The sequence below is a fragment of the Pseudomonas maumuensis genome, from assembly GCF_019139675.1.
Taxonomy (GTDB): domain Bacteria; phylum Pseudomonadota; class Gammaproteobacteria; order Pseudomonadales; family Pseudomonadaceae; genus Aquipseudomonas; species Aquipseudomonas maumuensis.
Window position 1 is genome coordinate 5,415,062 of the sequence record NZ_CP077077.1, and the last position, 16,289, is coordinate 5,431,350.

The 16,289-nt window shown below is 68.1% G+C and carries 11 protein-coding genes; all 11 read right to left on the reverse strand.

Translation table 11 applies throughout. The features are described from left to right. Positions 1-66: 66 nt before the first annotated feature. Genes KSS90_RS24095 through tagH form a run of 11 tightly spaced genes read right to left on the reverse strand, consistent with a single transcriptional unit; the run spans position 67 to position 16,198 of the window. Positions 67-1,833 (reverse strand): formylglycine-generating enzyme family protein, encoded by a 1,767-nt coding sequence (locus KSS90_RS24095; protein WP_217867555.1) that lies wholly within the window; start codon positions 1,831-1,833, stop codon positions 67-69. After that, positions 1,826-3,028 (reverse strand): FtsX-like permease family protein, encoded by a 1,203-nt coding sequence (locus KSS90_RS24100; protein ID WP_217867556.1) that lies wholly within the window; start codon positions 3,026-3,028, stop codon positions 1,826-1,828. The genes KSS90_RS24095 and KSS90_RS24100 overlap by 8 nt, the downstream gene beginning before the upstream one ends. Further along, positions 3,028-3,732, reverse strand: coding sequence for an ABC transporter ATP-binding protein (locus tag KSS90_RS24105; RefSeq protein WP_217867557.1), 705 nt, complete (start codon positions 3,730-3,732; stop codon positions 3,028-3,030). The genes KSS90_RS24100 and KSS90_RS24105 overlap by 1 nt, the downstream gene beginning before the upstream one ends. After that, complete coding sequence (locus KSS90_RS24110; protein ID WP_217867558.1) at positions 3,732-6,734, reverse strand: serine/threonine-protein kinase; 3,003 nt, start codon at positions 6,732-6,734, stop codon at positions 3,732-3,734. Before KSS90_RS24110 ends, KSS90_RS24105 begins: the two co-directional genes overlap by 1 nt. Positions 6,735-6,741: 7 nt before the next feature. After that, positions 6,742-7,461 (reverse strand): PP2C family protein-serine/threonine phosphatase, encoded by a 720-nt coding sequence (locus KSS90_RS24115; RefSeq protein WP_217867559.1) that lies wholly within the window; start codon positions 7,459-7,461, stop codon positions 6,742-6,744. Continuing rightward, on the reverse strand, positions 7,458-8,114 hold the full coding sequence (gene tagF / locus KSS90_RS24120; protein WP_217867560.1) for a type VI secretion system-associated protein TagF: 657 nt from the start codon (positions 8,112-8,114) through the stop codon (positions 7,458-7,460). Before tagF ends, KSS90_RS24115 begins: the two co-directional genes overlap by 4 nt. Beyond that, entirely contained in the window at positions 8,111-11,617 is a 3,507-nt protein-coding gene (gene tssM / locus KSS90_RS24125; protein WP_217867561.1) for a type VI secretion system membrane subunit TssM, read from the reverse strand. The genes tagF and tssM overlap by 4 nt, the downstream gene beginning before the upstream one ends. Beyond that, a complete protein-coding gene (locus KSS90_RS24130) occupies positions 11,614-12,930 on the reverse strand; it encodes a DotU family type VI secretion system protein (protein WP_038707182.1) in 1,317 nt (438 codons plus the stop codon). Before KSS90_RS24130 ends, tssM begins: the two co-directional genes overlap by 4 nt. A gap of 6 nt (positions 12,931-12,936) precedes the next feature. After that, complete coding sequence (gene tssK / locus KSS90_RS24135; RefSeq protein ID WP_217867562.1) at positions 12,937-14,271, reverse strand: type VI secretion system baseplate subunit TssK; 1,335 nt, start codon at positions 14,269-14,271, stop codon at positions 12,937-12,939. A gap of 15 nt (positions 14,272-14,286) precedes the next feature. Next, on the reverse strand, positions 14,287-14,781 hold the full coding sequence (gene tssJ / locus KSS90_RS24140) for a type VI secretion system lipoprotein TssJ (RefSeq protein WP_094011582.1): 495 nt from the start codon (positions 14,779-14,781) through the stop codon (positions 14,287-14,289). 49 nt (positions 14,782-14,830) lie between these two features. Next, a complete protein-coding gene (gene tagH, locus KSS90_RS24145; RefSeq protein WP_217867563.1) occupies positions 14,831-16,198 on the reverse strand; it encodes a type VI secretion system-associated FHA domain protein TagH in 1,368 nt (455 codons plus the stop codon). Between the last annotated feature and the right edge of the window lie 91 nt (positions 16,199-16,289).

A 16,289-nucleotide genomic window follows, 5' to 3' on the forward strand; every position in this document is an offset into this window, starting at 1 on the left:
CTTCTTGGGTTTCTCGGTATCCGGGGGCCTCGTGCCACCCGGGAGTCCTTTCTGTGGGAACTGTCCTTAGGGTCGCGGGGCGGCCGATGCCAGCAGCTCCTTGAGGATCGTCGCCGGATCGGCCCGCCGGTTCTGGCGGTACTCCCCGACGTGGCGGACGAACAGGGTGGCGCGGGTGACCAGGCTGTTGCCCAGCACCGGCTTGCGATTGAGCTCTTCCTTGACCCGCTGGAACTGCGCCTGGATCACCGCGTCGGTGTAGCGCGTGCCGCTGGCCAGGTTGTCGATGTAGATCGCCACGGCGCCGTCGAGGGCGGCGCGGCCATTGGCGATGGCGGCGCCGTACATGCGCGCGCTGGTCTGGTCGCCGGAGGCCTCGGCCTTGGCCTGGGTGTTCTGCAGGTTGGTCAGGCGGATGTTGTAGTTGTTGACGGTCTCGGCCACCAGGGCGGCGGACTGGATCAGGTTGCCGGCCGCTTCTTCGCGCTGGCGGGCGATCAGCGAAACGTTGCGCTTGAGCTCTTCGTTGACCAGCCCCAGCTCGGCCTGCTGGCGCGGGTCGGTGGCGGCGGCGATGATGCTGTCCAGGCGCTTGGTCGGATCCTGCACGGCATCGATGTCATCGGTCAGGCCGGCCAGGCGACCTTCCTTTTGCCACTGCTCGAACAGCGTCTGATAGCGCGAACGCGGCGCCGACAGGGCGCCGATAGCCACGCGGAAACCGGTGGTCTCGTTGCGCTGCTCGGTGCCGTCGACGCCGAACAGCGGGTACTCGCGGCGCATGCCGGTGAACAAGGTGCCCTCGCCTTCGAGGTAGTTGCCGCCCTTGACCACGAAGCCGCCGTAGGCGCCCTGCAGGCGCCCGGCGTTGACCAGCTGGAACGACTCCTGGACCATCTCGGCGGCGTTGCCGATCACATCGAACAAGCCCAGCGGGTTGGGCTGTTTGGTGCCGATCGGCATCAGCCGCGCCGCCTGCCCGGTACCACCGGCGACCTGGTTGAACACCGCGAAGTCGCCCAGCGGCCCTTCGCTATCGGCGCCTTCGACCTTGCGCGGGAACAACCGCCCTTCCAGCTCCTGGCGGCTGACCGCCGAACCGCCACGGGCGGCGAACTCCCATTCCACTTCGGTGGGCAGGCGCACGAAGCCCATGCCGCCATCCTCGGCCTTGCTACCACGGCCACTGACCGGCAACAGATCGCGGTGGTGCTTCAGCAACCAGGCACTGTAGACGGCGGCAAAGCGCTCGGCCTCGAAGCGCGAGAGCTTGACCTTGGGCAGGCGCCCGGCGGCATCGTTGCTCGCCGCGCAGGCCGGCGCCGCCTCGCCACTGGCCAGCGACTGCGCCTGGGCCATCACCTGGGCGTACTGGCGGGCGGTCACTTCGTACTTGCCGATGAAGTACATCATCGGCGTGAGCGGGCTGCCTTTCTCGACCTTCGGCAGGCTTGGCGCAACCGCCTTCTGCCACTGTGGCGCCAGGTCCTGCAGGCTGAACTGGCCGTTGATGAAGTCGCGTCGGTAACCGGAGATGAACGACTGCTTGTAGCCGGCCTCGCCCTCACTGAACGGGTAGCCGAGATTGACCTCGCGGTCGTCGAGGCTGCCCTGGGCCAGCACATAGACGCTGCGCAGCACCAGCTCACCGCCACAGGGCAGCGGCAGGCTGACATCGCCCGGCAACGGCTTGGGGTTGTCGAACTTGCTTTCAGTCCCCGGCTGCGCCTGGGTAACCGGCTTGGCCTTGTCGTCGCCATCGGCCTGAGAGCAGGCCCCCAGGCTCAGCGCGGTGAGGATCAGGGCGGCAGCCCCGAGACGGCGATCAGACATCACGTATTCCTTGGCAAGCCTCGATGCGCGCCACCCGCCAGCCGCCCAGGGCGGCGGCGGCGGTGCTGGCCAGCAGCACGGCACACAACGCAACGAGGTAGTGCATGGGCAGCAGATGGCTGGCGAACTCGCCCGGCACCTGCATGAAAAGTCGGTTCAGGCCGTGTTCGGCGAGCAGGTACAACAGCCCCGCCACGGCGGCGGCCAAAAGGCCGCTGTAGAGCGCCTGGAGCACTACGAACAACAGCAGCGCAGCAGTGCCGAAACCCAGCAGACGCAGCACTGCCAGCTCGCGCTGCTTGCGCTCGACCGCCGCCACGGCGCCGGCAGCGATGGCTGCCAAGGCACCGGCCACAGCCAGGCTGGCGATGATCCAGAACACCAGGTCGAGATTGCGGCTGAGCGATTGCACCTGGGCGATCTGCGCGGCCTGGGTGGAGACCAACAACTTGCGTTCGGCGAAGAACCGACGCAGCGGCTCGACATCGTTCAGTTCGCGGGCATACAGGCGAAATGCCGGGTACACCCGCTGCGCCACGCTGCCCTGCGCCTCACCCTGCCAGTCCAGTGCCGGCACCGCGCGGCCATCGCGGTAGTCCTCGACGGCTTCGAGCAACTGCAACGATGCGAAAAGACCATCGCGCTCGAACGCTGCCAGGGGCAACACGCTGCTGACCTGCAGGCGCGTCTGCCGCCATTGCATCTGCCCGGCCTGCTGGCGGCTGAAGCTGGCCTGCAGTTCGTCCCCGGCCTTGGCACCGAGCTTTTCCGCAGCGGTAAAGCTCAGCACCACCTGTTGCAGCCCCGACGGCGAAGCGACCTGCGCCAGCAAGGGGTCGCCCTCGGCGGTGGGCAGCATCTCAACCGTCAGGCCACGCCCGTGGGCGGGCAGCAGCAGTTCGGCGGTGGCGGCGATCTGTCGGGTCCGCGGGATGGCGAAAGCCACCCCCGGGCGCTGTGCCAGTTCCGCGATGAACTCAGCGCGAAAGCGCCCACCGCCCAGGGGAATGATCTCGCGCACCCCCGGGTCGCGCTGCAGGCGCTCGGTCAGGCTGCCGACCAGGCCGAACTTCAGGCCAAACAGCACCAGCAGCGGCGCGATCACCGCCACCAGCGCCAGCACGGCGCACGCCGACAGCCGCGCATCGTTGCGGTAGTCCTGCCAGGCCAGCCCGGCGATCAGCAGCGGGCGCATCAGGCGGCCCTCTCCAGGCTCGCCGTGACGCCACCGTCGGCCTCGCGCCGGCAGGCCATGCGCAGCACCGCCAGCCCGGCCTGGCGGGCCAGGGCTTCGTCATGGGTGGCGACCACGCAGGTCACCTGGCGCGCTTCGGCCTCGCGCAGCAACAGTTGCATCACCCGCTCGGCGTTGACCGGGTCGAGCGCGGCGGTCGGTTCGTCGGCCAGCAACAGCGTCGGGCCATGGGCCAACGCACGGGCACAGCTGACCCGCTGGCGCTGGCCGAGGGACAAGGTGGCGGGCTTCTTGCCCAACTGGTCATGCACATCCAACGCTTCGGCCAGGCGCTCGACGCTGCCATCATCGCCAAGCCCCAGCAGTTGACGAGGCAGGCGAATGTTGCCGCGCACATCGAGAAAACCCAGCAACCCACCGGCCTGCAGCACATAGCCCAGGTGACGGCTGCGCCAGCTGGCCAGGCGATCGAGCTGGCGGGTACGCCATAGCCCGGCGACATCCTCGCCGCCCAGGGCGAAGCCCTGCGCCGCATCCGGTGCCAGCACCAGCGCCAGCAGGTCGAGCAAGGTGCTCTTGCCGCAGCCGCTGGGCCCGACCAGCGCCACCCGCTCGCCCGCCGCCAGGTGCAACCGGTCGATCTGCAGGCTGTAACGCTGGGCACCCTGCCCGCGCGTCTTGCGCACCCCGTCCAGGCGGATCATCACGGCAGCGTCGACAGCGGGACACGGTACAGGGCATCGCCAGGCTCGGCCTTGCCGAAGCGCACCCAGTTGGCCATGTCGTTGTGGAAGGTTTCGTACAGGCGGATCTTCGAGTCCAGTTCGTCGATGAAGTCTTCCTGCTCGGCCACCGACAGCGACAGCCACAAGTCCTGGGTCATGCTCAGGGACTTGCTGCGGTACGGCAGGCCGTCGAGGTACTCGCCGAGCACGCCGCCCTGGGCCAGGTTGGCGCCCTTGCGCAACGCGCCGGGGTCGCGGCTCATGTAGGCACTGGCGCTGGCGATCTCGTTGAAGAAGTCGCCCGGCGAGCTGCGCGTCTTGCGCGCGGCATCGACGATCAGCTTGAGCGACTGTTGCAGGTCGTTGAGCTGCAGCTTGGTCAACATCACGCACACCTGCAGGGTCGGCAGCGTCGGGTTGGTCAGGTCGCGGTCGGCAGTCCAGGCGCTGACCAGTTGCGGCGCCTGGCTGGCGCCGTGGCGGCCAAGGAAGTCCATGTGCATGGCGTAGCCGATGGCCTGCGACTTGGCCGCCAGGCCCGAAGCCGAGGTCAGCAGCGGTACCGGTTGCGGTTGCTGGTTGCGCACCTGATGCACCAGCTCGGCGAAGGTCGAGCCGATCTCGCGCACGCGATCGCCGAAAGCACCGACTTCACCGCCCGGCACGCTGACGTAGAGGTCGCCGATCTGCGGGTTGCTGTCGGCGGTAAGTACGCGGTACTGGGTCTCGGCCGCGCCATGGTTCTTGACCCCGGCGGGGGTTCGCAGGTGCAGGGCGTAGATCTTGATCTGCTTGCTCAACGCGGCCTGGCGCACTTCGGCTTCGTTCATCTGGGTGCTGCTGAACGGGTCGTTCTTGCGCAGCGCGCCAGCATCGCTGACCAGCAGGATCAGGCGCCCACCGTAACCGGACCAGTCCATGCCCTCGACCGCCTGCATCACCCCGGCGAAGGCGTCCTCGTTGAACGAATGGCTGGAAACGCTGGTGGCCTTGACCTGCGAGGCGGCCTTGAGGAAACGCGCCGGATCGCGGCCCTGCTCCAGGCTGACCAGGGTCTTGCTCAGGTACTCCAGGCCCGGGGTGCGCTTGACGCTGTTGCGAAAGCCGACCAAGCCGAAGCTGACGCTGTCCAGCTCGCCACGGGCCGCCAGTTGCTGCTGCAGCTCGCTGACCACCTGGCGCACCCGATCGATGTACGGCTGCATGGACACCGAGGTGTCCACCACCAGGACGATGCCGGTACGGAAGCTGTTGTCGCCGACCGCCGTGACGCCGGCCGCCTTCGGCGCGCTGTCGCGGGCGCTGGCACCGGGGTCGATGGAGGCGATGTTGAGCAGTTGCACCGGCTGGCCGCCGGCGTCGAAGCTTTCGCGGTAGTCGAAGATCGGCATCAGGTAGAACTGGTTCTGCGGCACGGCGCTGGCCGCCGGTTCCAGGGCCATCACCTGGGGCACCTGGTCGGGGTTGTTCTGCGCCTTGAGCAGGCTGTCGCGAGCCAGCGGGGTGTCGTCGAGCAGATGCTGCACATCGTCCACCTGGCGCATGAACATCACCGGCGAGCGGCCCGAGCGTTCGGTGAACTTGAGCACCAGGCTCTGTTTCCAGTCGCTGGTCTGTGCTGCTGGCAGCCAGCCGTCGCGCTGGCCGTCGCTGGCAGCACCGACCTGGACCCAGGCCTGGCCGCCGACGTCCTTGCGCTGGTAGACATAGAGCACGGAGAACGCCGGCAGTGTCTCGCCGGCGGCATCACCGGGCTGGGCCACCAGCTGGGCGTCGGGCTTGGTCAGCACACGCTGGAACAGGGTCTTCTTGCCGGGCATCAGCAGTGGACGACCGTCGTCCGAGGCGGCCACCGGCGTGATCTTGGGTTCGGTGGGGACCACGCTGTCGGCGGGCGCCTGCACCACCGGCGTTTCAGGCGCGGGCGCGTCATTGCCGCCGAGCAACCAGAAGAACGCGCCCCCCAGACCCAGCGCCGCCGCTATCGCCACCGCCAGCACGGCCTTGGCCGGCTTGTTCGAGGCGGGCTTCGCAGCGGGCGCGGGCTTGGGTTCGGAGCGCCGGGCAGGCTCGCTCACCGGAGCGGCAACGGCCTGTGGAATGTCGATGGACACCGGCTGCGGGATGGCCGGTGGCGGGATCGGCAGCGGACGGACCAATGTGCTGTCGTTGCCCTCGACCGGCGCCTGGACCGTCAGGCGATCCAGCGCCGCCAGCAACGCCGCCGCGTCGGCGAAGCGCTGGTTGGGGTCCTTGGCCAGCAGACCGCGCAGGATGTCCTGGTAGCGGCCATGTTCGATGGGCAGCTCCGGCAGCGGCTCGGTCAGGTGCGCCAGCGCCGTGGACAACGCATCGGTGCCGTTGTACGGCAGCTTGCCGACGAGGATTTCGTACAGCACCACACCCAACGCATACAGGTCGGCGCGCCCATCGATCTCCAGGCCGCGCGCCTGCTCCGGGCTCATGTAGCTCGGCGTGCCGACGGCGAAACCGGCCTGGGTGAACTGGGTGCGGTCATCCAGCGACTTGGCGATGCCGAAGTCCGACAGCACCGCGGTGCCGTCGGCGCGGAACAGGATGTTGGCCGGCTTGACGTCGCGGTGTACCAAGCCCTGGGCATGGGCATAACCCAGCGCCTGGGCGATCTGGCGCACGTAGACGAGGCCCTGCTCGGGCGTCAGCCCCTCGGCGATCCGCTCCTTCAGCGTGCCGCTGGGCAGGTACTCCATGGCCATGTAGTACAGCTCGCCGACATTGCCGATGTCATGGATGGTGGCGATGTTCGGGTGCGCCAGCCGTGCCAGGGTGCGGCCCTCGCGCAGGAAGCGCTCGCAGAAGGTCGGGTCGGCGGCCAGGCTCGCCGCCATGATCTTCAGCGCCACCTTGCGCTCCAGGGAGCGCTGGGTGGCGAGGTACACGCTGGCCATGGCGCCCTGGCCAAGCTCGCTGTCGATGTCGAATCCGGGAATCTGCATGTCCATGATGTCTTCAGCTGGCCTTCACGACGACGGCGGTGATGTTGTCGGGGGCGCCACGGGTCAGCCCCAGGTGTACGAGGCTGCGCACCACCTCATAAGGGTCGGCGTGGCCGAGCACCTCGGCGATCTCGTGGTCCTCGGCGGTCTTGGTCAGGCCGTCGCTGCACAGCAGGTAGGTGTCGCCGGGCTGCACCTGCAAGGCGACGGCCTGCAGCTCGAGGTGGTCCTCGACGCCGATGGCGCGGGTGACGATGTTGCCGCGAGGATGCACACGGGCTTCGGCTTCGTTGAGCAGGCCGCTGTCCTGCAGCTCCTGGACGTAGCTGTGATCGTGGCTCAGGCGTTCGATACGGCCGTCGCGCAGGCGGTACAGGCGGCTGTCGCCGGCCCACAGGCCGATGGCCTGGTCGCCTCGGGCGGCCAGCACCACCACGGTGCTGCCCATCATCGCCACGCCGCGGCGCGCGGTTTCCTCGCGCACGATGCCGTTGACCCAGGCGAGGCCGTCGCGCACTTCGCCGGCAAAGTCGTCCAGGGAATCGAGCATCGGCAGGCTGCGCAGGCTATCGACCGCCAGGCTGCTGACATAATCGCCCGCCGCATGGCCGCCCATGCCGTCGGCCACCGCCCACAGGCCCGCCCAGGTCAACTCCAGGCAGGCGTCCTCGTTGATCTTGCGCACCATGCCGACATGGCTGTAGCTGGCCGCTGTGTACTGCATGCCGGTCATCCGATCCGCGCCTCGCTACCCAATAGAAAACCGGCGAAATCCTCGCTACGCGGCAAGCCCGCACAGCGCATCAGCCCCGGGGCGATCCGTTCGGAACCCCTGCCCCACCAAAGGCTCATGCCTTCGCAGGCGCATTCGGCCAAGGCCAGTGCGCGCCCCTGCGGCGTGGTTGCATCCAACCGCTGCAGCCCGCCCACCGTCGCACGCGGCTCCTGCACAAGCGGCCTCGCGCCGCGAAAAGGCTGCAAGGCAGCCTCGAAATCCTCGAAGGCAGCACCCGGCTCAAGCGTCGCCAGCAAGGTCTCCTCGACCGCCTCGAACCATTCCTCGGCCCCGGCCACCACAGGTGCCAGCGGCTCCCCCGGTTCCAGCACCTGGGCCACGGTCAGCGGGAAGTACCGTCCCACCCGGTCGATGCTCGGCATCAGCACCCCGACCACCGCCTCGGGCCCACAAAGCCCCGGCGCCAGGGCGAAACGCCACAAAGGGCTGACCAGATAGGCCTCGAGCCAGCGCTCGCCCAGGGCCTGCTGGCTCGCCTGGATGCCCGCCGCCAGCCACTGGTCCCAGGGCTGGATGAAACCGTGCGGCAAACCGCGGCTGACGAAGTCGCCGCGACTGGCCAGCTTTCCGTAGAAACCCACGTCGTTCACAGATGCTCCGGCAGGCTGAAACCGCTGAGCACTCGGCTGCGGAACGGGTTGAAGGCGCTGCTGGCACGCAGCTCGTAGGACACGCTGGCGCCGTCGACGCGCAGGCGCAGGTTGAAGCGTTCCGGCGAGCCACCTGCCACCAGGTCGGACTGGTCGAGCAGGCGGAACCAGGCCCACGGCCCTTCCACGGTCAGCCCCGAACGACCGCTGGCCGAGGGCGGCGAGATCGACAGGCGAACCACGCCGATGCTGTTGGGGTTCGGCCACTGCAACGCCACCGGCCGGCTCGGGCCGTGGTCGTAGCTCACCTGCTGGCCGTCGAGGTCGAGCAGGAACTGGGTGATGGTCGCGTCCATCGCCACCGGCTTGAGCTCGAAGCGCACCCCCGGCTGCACGCCGTTGCTGTTGCGGAAGAACGCGTCGCGGATGCTCGCCGCGCGCTGGAAGGTGTACAGCACGTTGCTGTTGATCCCCAGTTTCTGCGCCGCGCCCGGCTGCCAGCTCCAGGGCGTGCTGGACGTATTGACGTAGGGTTGCAGGTACTTGCGGAAGTAGTTGTCCATCACCCCGCCGACGCCGAAGAACTGGCCGAAGTCCTCCAGGGTCGCATCCCGCGAACTGCCGGCCACCAACGGATAGCGGCCGCTGAGGGACTGGCGGTAGATGTTGACCACTTCGCTGGTCCAGGCGGCGTTGAGCTGGTTGCGCACCCCGCCCATGACCAGGTTGTGGGTCGAGCCGAGTACCGAGCTCACCAGGTTCTGCACCACCTTCGGCTGCCTCGCGGCCCCCAGGGCAACACGCTGCGCGGCGGCCTGGGCCTGGTTCTTGGCCTCGCCCAGCAGCGCCTCGCCACTGGCACCGACCATGGCGCTGACCTGCACGTACAGGGCGTTGAGGTCGGTGAGCAGGCCGTCGATGGCCGCGGGCTGGCCTTCGCCGGTTTCCACCAGGCTGGCCAATTCAGCGAAGTGCGCGGTCACCGGGTCCACCTCGCGGGCAGCCGGATTGTCACTGGGCAGCGGCGCATCACCGAGCAGGCCGCCCAGGCGTTGGCGCAACTGATCGACGCCGGCCTGTTCGGCCTTGGCCTGGACCTTGTCGAGGGTGCTCGGCTGCGCCAGGTTGGTCTCCTTGGCAACCGCCTGCAGCAGCTTCTTCATCGGCGAGGTCGGCCCGGACAACACCCGCAGCACATCGGCAGCCTGTCCAACGCTGGTGATCGGCACGAAGTCCAGGTCGGCCAACAGGGCATCCCAATGGCGGATGTAGTCCTGGTAGTACAGCTGCAGCACATCGTCGGCCAGGCGCTTGGCATCGGCCGACTCGCTGGCCTCGCGGCCCAGCACCCAGCGCTCCTCGGCCAGGGTTTCGCTGTGGGCCAGGCTGGCGGCGAGGAAGGCCTTGCGGTAGCCCTCGACGGTGAAGATGCCCGGCAGCGGCTCGCTCAACGGCTTGCCGTTCTTGAAGCGGAACACCAGCGCGGCGTCACGCCCGGCGGCATCGCTGACCCGGAAGTCGCCGACCCCGGCGGGCAGCTTCTGGCGCTTGACCCGGTCGTAGACCCGTTGCGCCAGCGGCAGTTGCTGCAGCTGGCGACGGGTGTCGTCGATCAGCCGCTGGTCCAGGCGGGCGTTCGGCGGGCGCTTGTCGAACAGCGCCGCCAGGTGCTGCTCCAGGGCCTGGCGCAGGTCCGGGGCCAGGTCGCGCGGCAGGCTGCGTTCCCAGTCGAGGGTGACCCAGGCCTTGATGAACTCGGCGTCGTAGTGTTCGCCGTCGGCCAGCATCAAGTAGGCCTTGAGCCCCTCGTAGAGGTAGTCGGACGGACCACCGGCGTACAGCTGCTCCTCGATGCGGGTGACCAGGCGCGGGGCGAAGATGGCGATCAGCAGCTTGCGATAGACGCTGTCCGACTCGCCTTCGAGCATGTCGCCCTGGTACAGCCCCAGGCCCTCGGCCCAGCCGGGCGGATCCTCGGCCAGGCGGCGCACGCCATTGAGCAGCGGCAGCACCTCGACCACGTTGCGCTGCGCCGGGCTCAGTTCCTGCACGCTCTTGCCCAGCGGCTTGAGGCGGCTGTCGACCTCGGCGATGTATTGCTGGTTGGCGCGGTAGCTCAGGGTCCACAGGGTACCGACCACCAGCACCAGGGCCACGCTCAGGGCCAGGGCGCCACGGGCGATCCACTTGCGCCGCTGCTCGACCTTCGGGTTGCTGCCGACCAGGCCGCGCTCGGCAAAGGCCACAGCGCTGAACAGCTTCTCGATGAAGTAGCTGCGCCCGGTGCCGTTCTGCCGCGCCAGGTGTGTACGGTCCAGGCCCATGCTCTGGGCCATGCTGCCGATCAGGCGGTCGATGGGGCTGCCTTCCTGGGTACCGCTGGTGAAGTACACGCCGCGCAGCAATGCACGCTCTTCGAAGGCGTTGGGCTTGAAGATACCGTCGAGGAAGGTTTTCAGGTTGCCGCGCAAGGCGGCGAACTGCTGGACGAAACCGTAGACCAGGTCGCGCCGCGCCGGATCGCGCTCCTGCTGCAGGCGCTCGACCAGGCGTTGGTTCAGGCGCTGCTCCAGCAAGGCGAATTCACTGGCGAACTGCGCCAGAGGCCCGTCGCCCTGCTGGCCGTCGTCGAGCGGGAAAGTCATGCCCCACACCTGGGCGCGCTCTTCCTTGCTCAGGGTGTCGAAGAACTCCATGAACCCCGGCACCAGGTCGAGCTTGGTCAGCATCAGGTAGATCGGGAAGCGCACGCCCAGCTGGCTGTACAGCTCCTGGATGCGGGTACGGATCGCCGCCGCATGGGCGGCGCGCTCGGCGTCGCTGCCCAGCAGCAGGTCGGACAGGCTGATGGCGATGAACGCACCGTCGATGGGGCGGCGTGAGCGTTGGCTCTTGAGCAGGTCGAGGAAGCCCAGCCAGGCCGCCTTGTCCACCTGGACATGGCTGTCCTGGGTGGTGTAGCGGCCAGCGGTGTCCAGCAGCACGGCCTGGTCGGTGAACCACCAGTCGCAGTTGCGCGTACCGCCAACGCCACGGATGGCGCCCTCGCCCAGTTGCGCCGCCAGCGGGAAGTGCAGGCCGGAGTTGACCAGCGCGGTGGTCTTGCCCGAGCCGGGCGGGCCGATGATCACGTACCACGGCAGTTCATACAGGTTGCGTCGCTCATCGCCGCCCAGGCGTGCTTTCTTCAGCAGCACCAGGGCTTCGTCCATGCGCTGGCGCAGGGTCGCCAGCTCTTCGGCGGTGGCCACGCTGGCGGGATCCGGCGCGGTCTCTGCGGCCAGGCTCTGCATGACCTTGGCCGCCTGACGGCGGGCCTGGACGATGCGCCACACGCGGTAGGCGATCCACACCGTGAACAACAGGCCGATCAATACCAGGCGCGGGGCTGCCGGCACCAGCATGTCCAGCAGCGGGCCAAGGAACCAGATGATCAGGCTCAGGGCCAGCAGGCCCAGCAGCGGAATCACCCAGCGAATGACAAAACTGAAAAACGCCTTCACTCGACGCCCTCCGCCAGAACGGTGATTTCAACCCGGCGATTCTTCGCCCGGCCTTGCGCGCTGTCGTTCGACGCCAGCGGTTCGGTGTCGCTCAGGCCCTGCGCGGTGAAGCGCTCGGGCTGGCCGGTGCGGGCGGCGAGGAGGTTCTTCACCTCTTCGGCGCGGGCCTGGGACAACGCCCAGTTGGACGGAAAGCGCAGCGTGGCGATGCGCTGGTTGTCGCTGTGGCCAGTGACTTTCACGTTGCCTTTCACCTTCGCCACGGCTTCGGCGATGCGCAGCATCAACGGCTCGAAGTCGCCCTTGATGCTGGCGCTGGCCGAGGCGAACAGTTCGTCGCCACGGATGGTCACCACCGAACGGTCCACCGCGTCCTGCACGGCGACCCGACCGGCCTTGATGTCTTCGGCGAGGAAACCGGCCAGGCGTGGACGCTCCACGGGCTTGGGCTGCACCACCGGACGGTCCATGGCCTGCACCGGGATCTCGCCCAGGGCATGAATGCCGCGGAACACCGGCTCCGCGTCGGCCGCCAGCTTCAGGCGCAGGCCGAACAGCACCAGCAGCAGCAACGCCAGGGCCACCGCCAGGCCGACCCAGGGCGGCACGAACTGCGCCAGGCGATCGCGGGCCACGGTGACACCGCGCCAGTGCGGCGACAGCTCGCGCTCGAACTCGCCACGGGCGCTGCGGATGGTCGCGGCGGTGCGCTCGCGCAGGGCCTCGAGCTGGGCGCGGCCACCGTTCATGACCCGGTAGCGGCCTTCGAAGCCAAGGCTGGTACACAGGTACAGCAACTCCAGCAGGTGCAGGCGTTCGCGCGGGCTCTGCAGGCAATGCTCCATCAGCTGGAACACCTTCTCGCCGCCCCAGGCCTCGTTATGCACGGTGATCAGCAGGCTCTGCTTGCCCCAGTCGCTGGCGCTGCCCCAGGGTGTGCTGAGCACCGCCTCGTCGAGCGCGGTACACAAGGCATAGCGCGCCAGCAGCACCTCGTTGCGCGGTACGCCGGCGGCCTCGGCGCGCTCTTCGAACTGGCGCAGATAGGCCAGCAGTTGCGCACGCAGGCTGGCCGGGGCCGGATGGGCGATGGTGTTGCGCAGGCGCGTGAGCAGCGCCAGCAATGGACCGGCCGCCTGCTCCAGCGGGTTCAGGCCCGCCGCCTGACCCGGCGCCAGTGGTTCGGCCGGCACGTTCAATGGTGGTGGTGGCGCAGCTTGCGCAGGCCCCGGCGCTGCCGGTTGCGGGCCTCGGCCACCGGGGCGCGGCATGAACTGGGTGCGGTCGTTGGCGAGCGGATCGTCCGATTGCATCGCGGCTTATCCTCGAATGGCCCAGAAGGCCAGGTTCAGGCCGGGGAACTCGCCGGCGACGTAGAAGGCAAAACCACCGGAATGCTGCAGCTGCTTCCAGTGTTCGCTGCCGCGGTCGAGTTCGAAGTAGGTGGAACCGGCGTGGAACGGAATCTGCCGTGGCGCCACCGGCAGCGGCAGCAGGCCGATGCCCGGCAGTTGCAGGTTGACCAGGTCGCGGATGTGCTCCACCGCGCCGATCTTGCTCTGCTGGCCAAAGCGGCTGCGCAAGGTCTCGCTGGGCACGTCGGCGCGCACCACCAGCACGAAGCTGGCGCTGTCGAGCAGGCTGCGGTCGGCGAGCATGCCGACGTGGATGCCGTAGGCCTTCTCGACCAGGGGGATGGCCACGGCCTTGCTGTCGATCAGCATCGACAGCGCCTCGCGCAGCGCGGCCATTAGCGGGGCGAAGGTCGCCGCCAGGTCGTCGTGCTGGTACACCGGATAGCTTTGCGGCCGGCGACCATCGCGGGTGAAGGTGGCGAACTCGCCGGCCAGGGCCACCAGCTCGCTGTACAGCCGCTCGGGGTGCAGCGGCGTCAGCTGGTTGAGGTGCTCGACCAGCGGCTGGGCGCGGTTGACCAGTTGCAGCAGCATGAAGTCGGCGATCTCCGAGGCGCCGCCATTGGCCGAAGCGACCACGCGCCCAGCCAGGGCTTCGCCACGCTGGTGCAGCAGACCCAGCAGCTCGCCACGAAAGCCTGAGAGCTGGGTGCTGGCGGCCACGTCGAGCAGCGGCGGGATGTAGCTGTCATCCAGTACGAGGGCGCGGTCGGCACGCTTCTCGCGGATACGCACCACGCCCAGCGCGGCATAGTCGCTCAGGCCATCCTCGGCGCGCAGCAGGCGCAGGGCACGGCTGCCCAGGGCAAGCGGCGCGCGGTTTTCGAACGGGGCATTGTCGTCGCGCACTTCGCTGACGCGGCTGACGTAGCGCGCACCGTCAGGCACCTCGCCGTCATCGACGGTATCGCGGGCGCCGGCACGCTTGAGCGGCAGGCCGAGGTAGATCACACCGTTGCGCAGGTCGTCGGGAATCTCCAGCGGCGCGGGCGGCAGGTCGTCACGGGGAATATCGAACGGCGTGCCATCCGGCAGCAGGCCACGGGCGCTGAGGATCGCCAGCTTGCCCTGGGCCAGCAGGCCCTGATCGATCAGCAGTTCGGAAAAGCCCCAGGCGGCGGCACTGAGCGGCCGGCTGCGGGCATCGACGAAGTTTTCCAGGTAGCGGTCGTGTTGCTGGAAGTGCTGGGTGGTGATGAACATCCCTTCCGACCAGACCACGCGATTGTTCCAGGACATGCTTTCTCCGATTGCCTAGCGGGCAGGCTCAGGTTGTGGGGTGGCCACGGCGCTGCGCACGGCGCGCACATCGAGGCTGATCTGGTAGTCACGGGGCGGTACCGGCAGCACGCTGCGCCACTGGGCGCGGTCGACCTCGCGGTAGCCGACCACCAGGCCGACCTGACGCGTGGCCGGGTCGAGCGGGCGCTCCAGGCGCAGCTGCTCGCCGGGCTGGAGCAGGACTTCATCCTGATCGATCAGGTCGGCGGCCAGGGTGGCCTGGGCACGCTCGGCCAGGGCGAAGTAGTCGGCGCGGGCAAAGGCGGCGCTGTTCTTCAACTCGTAGATGCGCACCCGCACCGGCGCGGGCATGCCGCTGGCACCGGGGTTGAGCCCGGCGGCGGCGCTGAAGTACAGGGTGACGCCCGTGGCAGGCGCCGCCTCGGGGGCAGGCTCGCTCGGCGTGTCCTTGCTGCAGGCACTGAGCAGCACCATGGCCAGGGCTGCGATCAGTCTTGTTGCACTCATCCTCGTCCTCATGACGTCTTGTGTTCTTCCTGTGTCCCGGGCGTTGGCCTCAGGAACGTTGCATGCGTTGGCTGTGGGCCTCGTAGGCGCGGCTGAACTCGCGGCCGAACAGGTCCTGGAAGTCGTCTTCGGCTTCCCGGGAAATCTGCTTGTAGAGCTCGGTGAACTGCTGCCAGCAATGGGCCTGGCGCGAACCGCCGAACAGCTTGGCCAGCCCGGCGGCGGGGGCCAGGCGCTCCTCCAGGCGGGCGGGTTCGAAGCGTTTGAGCAGGTGCTTGAGCGCCGCCTCGATGCCGGCCATCACCGCGAGCTGGTGGGCGCGTAGGTCATCGAAGCTGTCGCGCACTGCCTGGTCGGGGGCCATGAACGCCTGGTTGCCCTCGCGCAGTAACAACAGCAGTGCTTCGTCGGCATTGGGAGCGAATTTCAGCGGGTTGTTGCGCACCGGGGCGATGCTGGTCTGCTGCATGCGGAACTCGCCTTTCAGGCTGCTGCGCGCGCGCAACACATCGATCAGGCCCTCGACCATGAGCCGGTAGCTGCGGCCAATGGCCTCCATCTGCGCGGCGGCATCGACGGCGTCGATGCGCAGGTGCTCGATGCCTGCGCCACGCAGGAAAGCCTGGAGCAGCACATCGCTGCCCGCAGGCGGTGCCACCGTCACGGCGGGCTGCGGTCGGACAACAGGCTCACTCGGAGTCAGTGGCTCCGCCAGCGGCGGTGGCGGTGCTGGCGCCAGTGCAGGGGCGGGCTGAAGAACAGGTGCCGGGGTTTCGTCGAACAGGTTCCAATCATCGGGGATCACGCCCGGCGCGCCGGGGGTGACGACCGGTACAGGCGCGGGCGGCGGCACCACCGGCGTGGGTGGCCGAAAGTCATGCTGCTGCGCGGGGACATGATCCGGCTGGCTGACCGGCGGCACGCTTGAAGGGCCGAGAAAATCGAACAGATCCGGCAGGGTGTCGTGGCTCGACGCCCCCTGCAGGAAGGCCGCAGGCGCACCGGCAATGGGTGCGCTCGGGGTGGCCACCTGGTTGGCCATCAGGGCCTCGAAACTATGCACCTCCGACTGCCCGGCAAACGGGATCGACAAGCCGGAATCAATACGTGCCTGGATCTCGTAATCGCCAATTCGAATAACTTCGCCATCCATCAACGGCTCACTGTTACCGCGACGCAGGCGAATACCGGCATGCACCAACTCCACGCCATTGGTGCTGTTATCGGTCAAGTAATAACGGCCATCCTTGAACTGGATCACACAATGTTTCGAAGAAACAAGGCGTTCCGGATCTGGAAGTACCCAATCATTATCCGCGGCCCGACCGACGCTGATGGCACCGTTTTCCAGCAACTTCTCCGGACATTGACCCGGGGTGATCTTGTGATAACTGGTAATGGTCAGGCAAAGTGCCATCATGCCTCCTTGCATATATATGAAACACTCATCTATCCGTTTGAGTGGATAAACGAGCCCGACCTGGCATTTCGACCAAGCCCTTTAAAAT

Bases quoted from the DNA above. Each gene is read 5' to 3' on its own strand.
- tssJ (WP_094011582.1), bottom strand. From the start codon at position 14,781: ATGAGTGCAACAAGACTGATCGCAGCCCTGGCCATGGTGCTGCTCAGT.
- KSS90_RS24105 (WP_217867557.1), bottom strand. From the start codon at position 3,732: ATGATCCGCCTGGACGGGGTGCGCAAGACGCGCGGGCAGGGTGCCCAG.
- KSS90_RS24115 (WP_217867559.1), bottom strand. From the start codon at position 7,461: ATGACCGGCATGCAGTACACAGCGGCCAGCTACAGCCATGTCGGCATG.
- KSS90_RS24095 (WP_217867555.1), bottom strand. From the start codon at position 1,833: ATGTCTGATCGCCGTCTCGGGGCTGCCGCCCTGATCCTCACCGCGCTG.
- tagH (WP_217867563.1), bottom strand. From the start codon at position 16,198: ATGGCACTTTGCCTGACCATTACCAGTTATCACAAGATCACCCCGGGT.
- KSS90_RS24110 (WP_217867558.1), bottom strand. From the start codon at position 6,734: ATGGACATGCAGATTCCCGGATTCGACATCGACAGCGAGCTTGGCCAG.
- tssK (WP_217867562.1), bottom strand. From the start codon at position 14,271: ATGTCCTGGAACAATCGCGTGGTCTGGTCGGAAGGGATGTTCATCACC.
- KSS90_RS24100 (WP_217867556.1), bottom strand. From the start codon at position 3,028: ATGCGCCCGCTGCTGATCGCCGGGCTGGCCTGGCAGGACTACCGCAAC.
- KSS90_RS24130 (WP_038707182.1), bottom strand. From the start codon at position 12,930: ATGCAATCGGACGATCCGCTCGCCAACGACCGCACCCAGTTCATGCCG.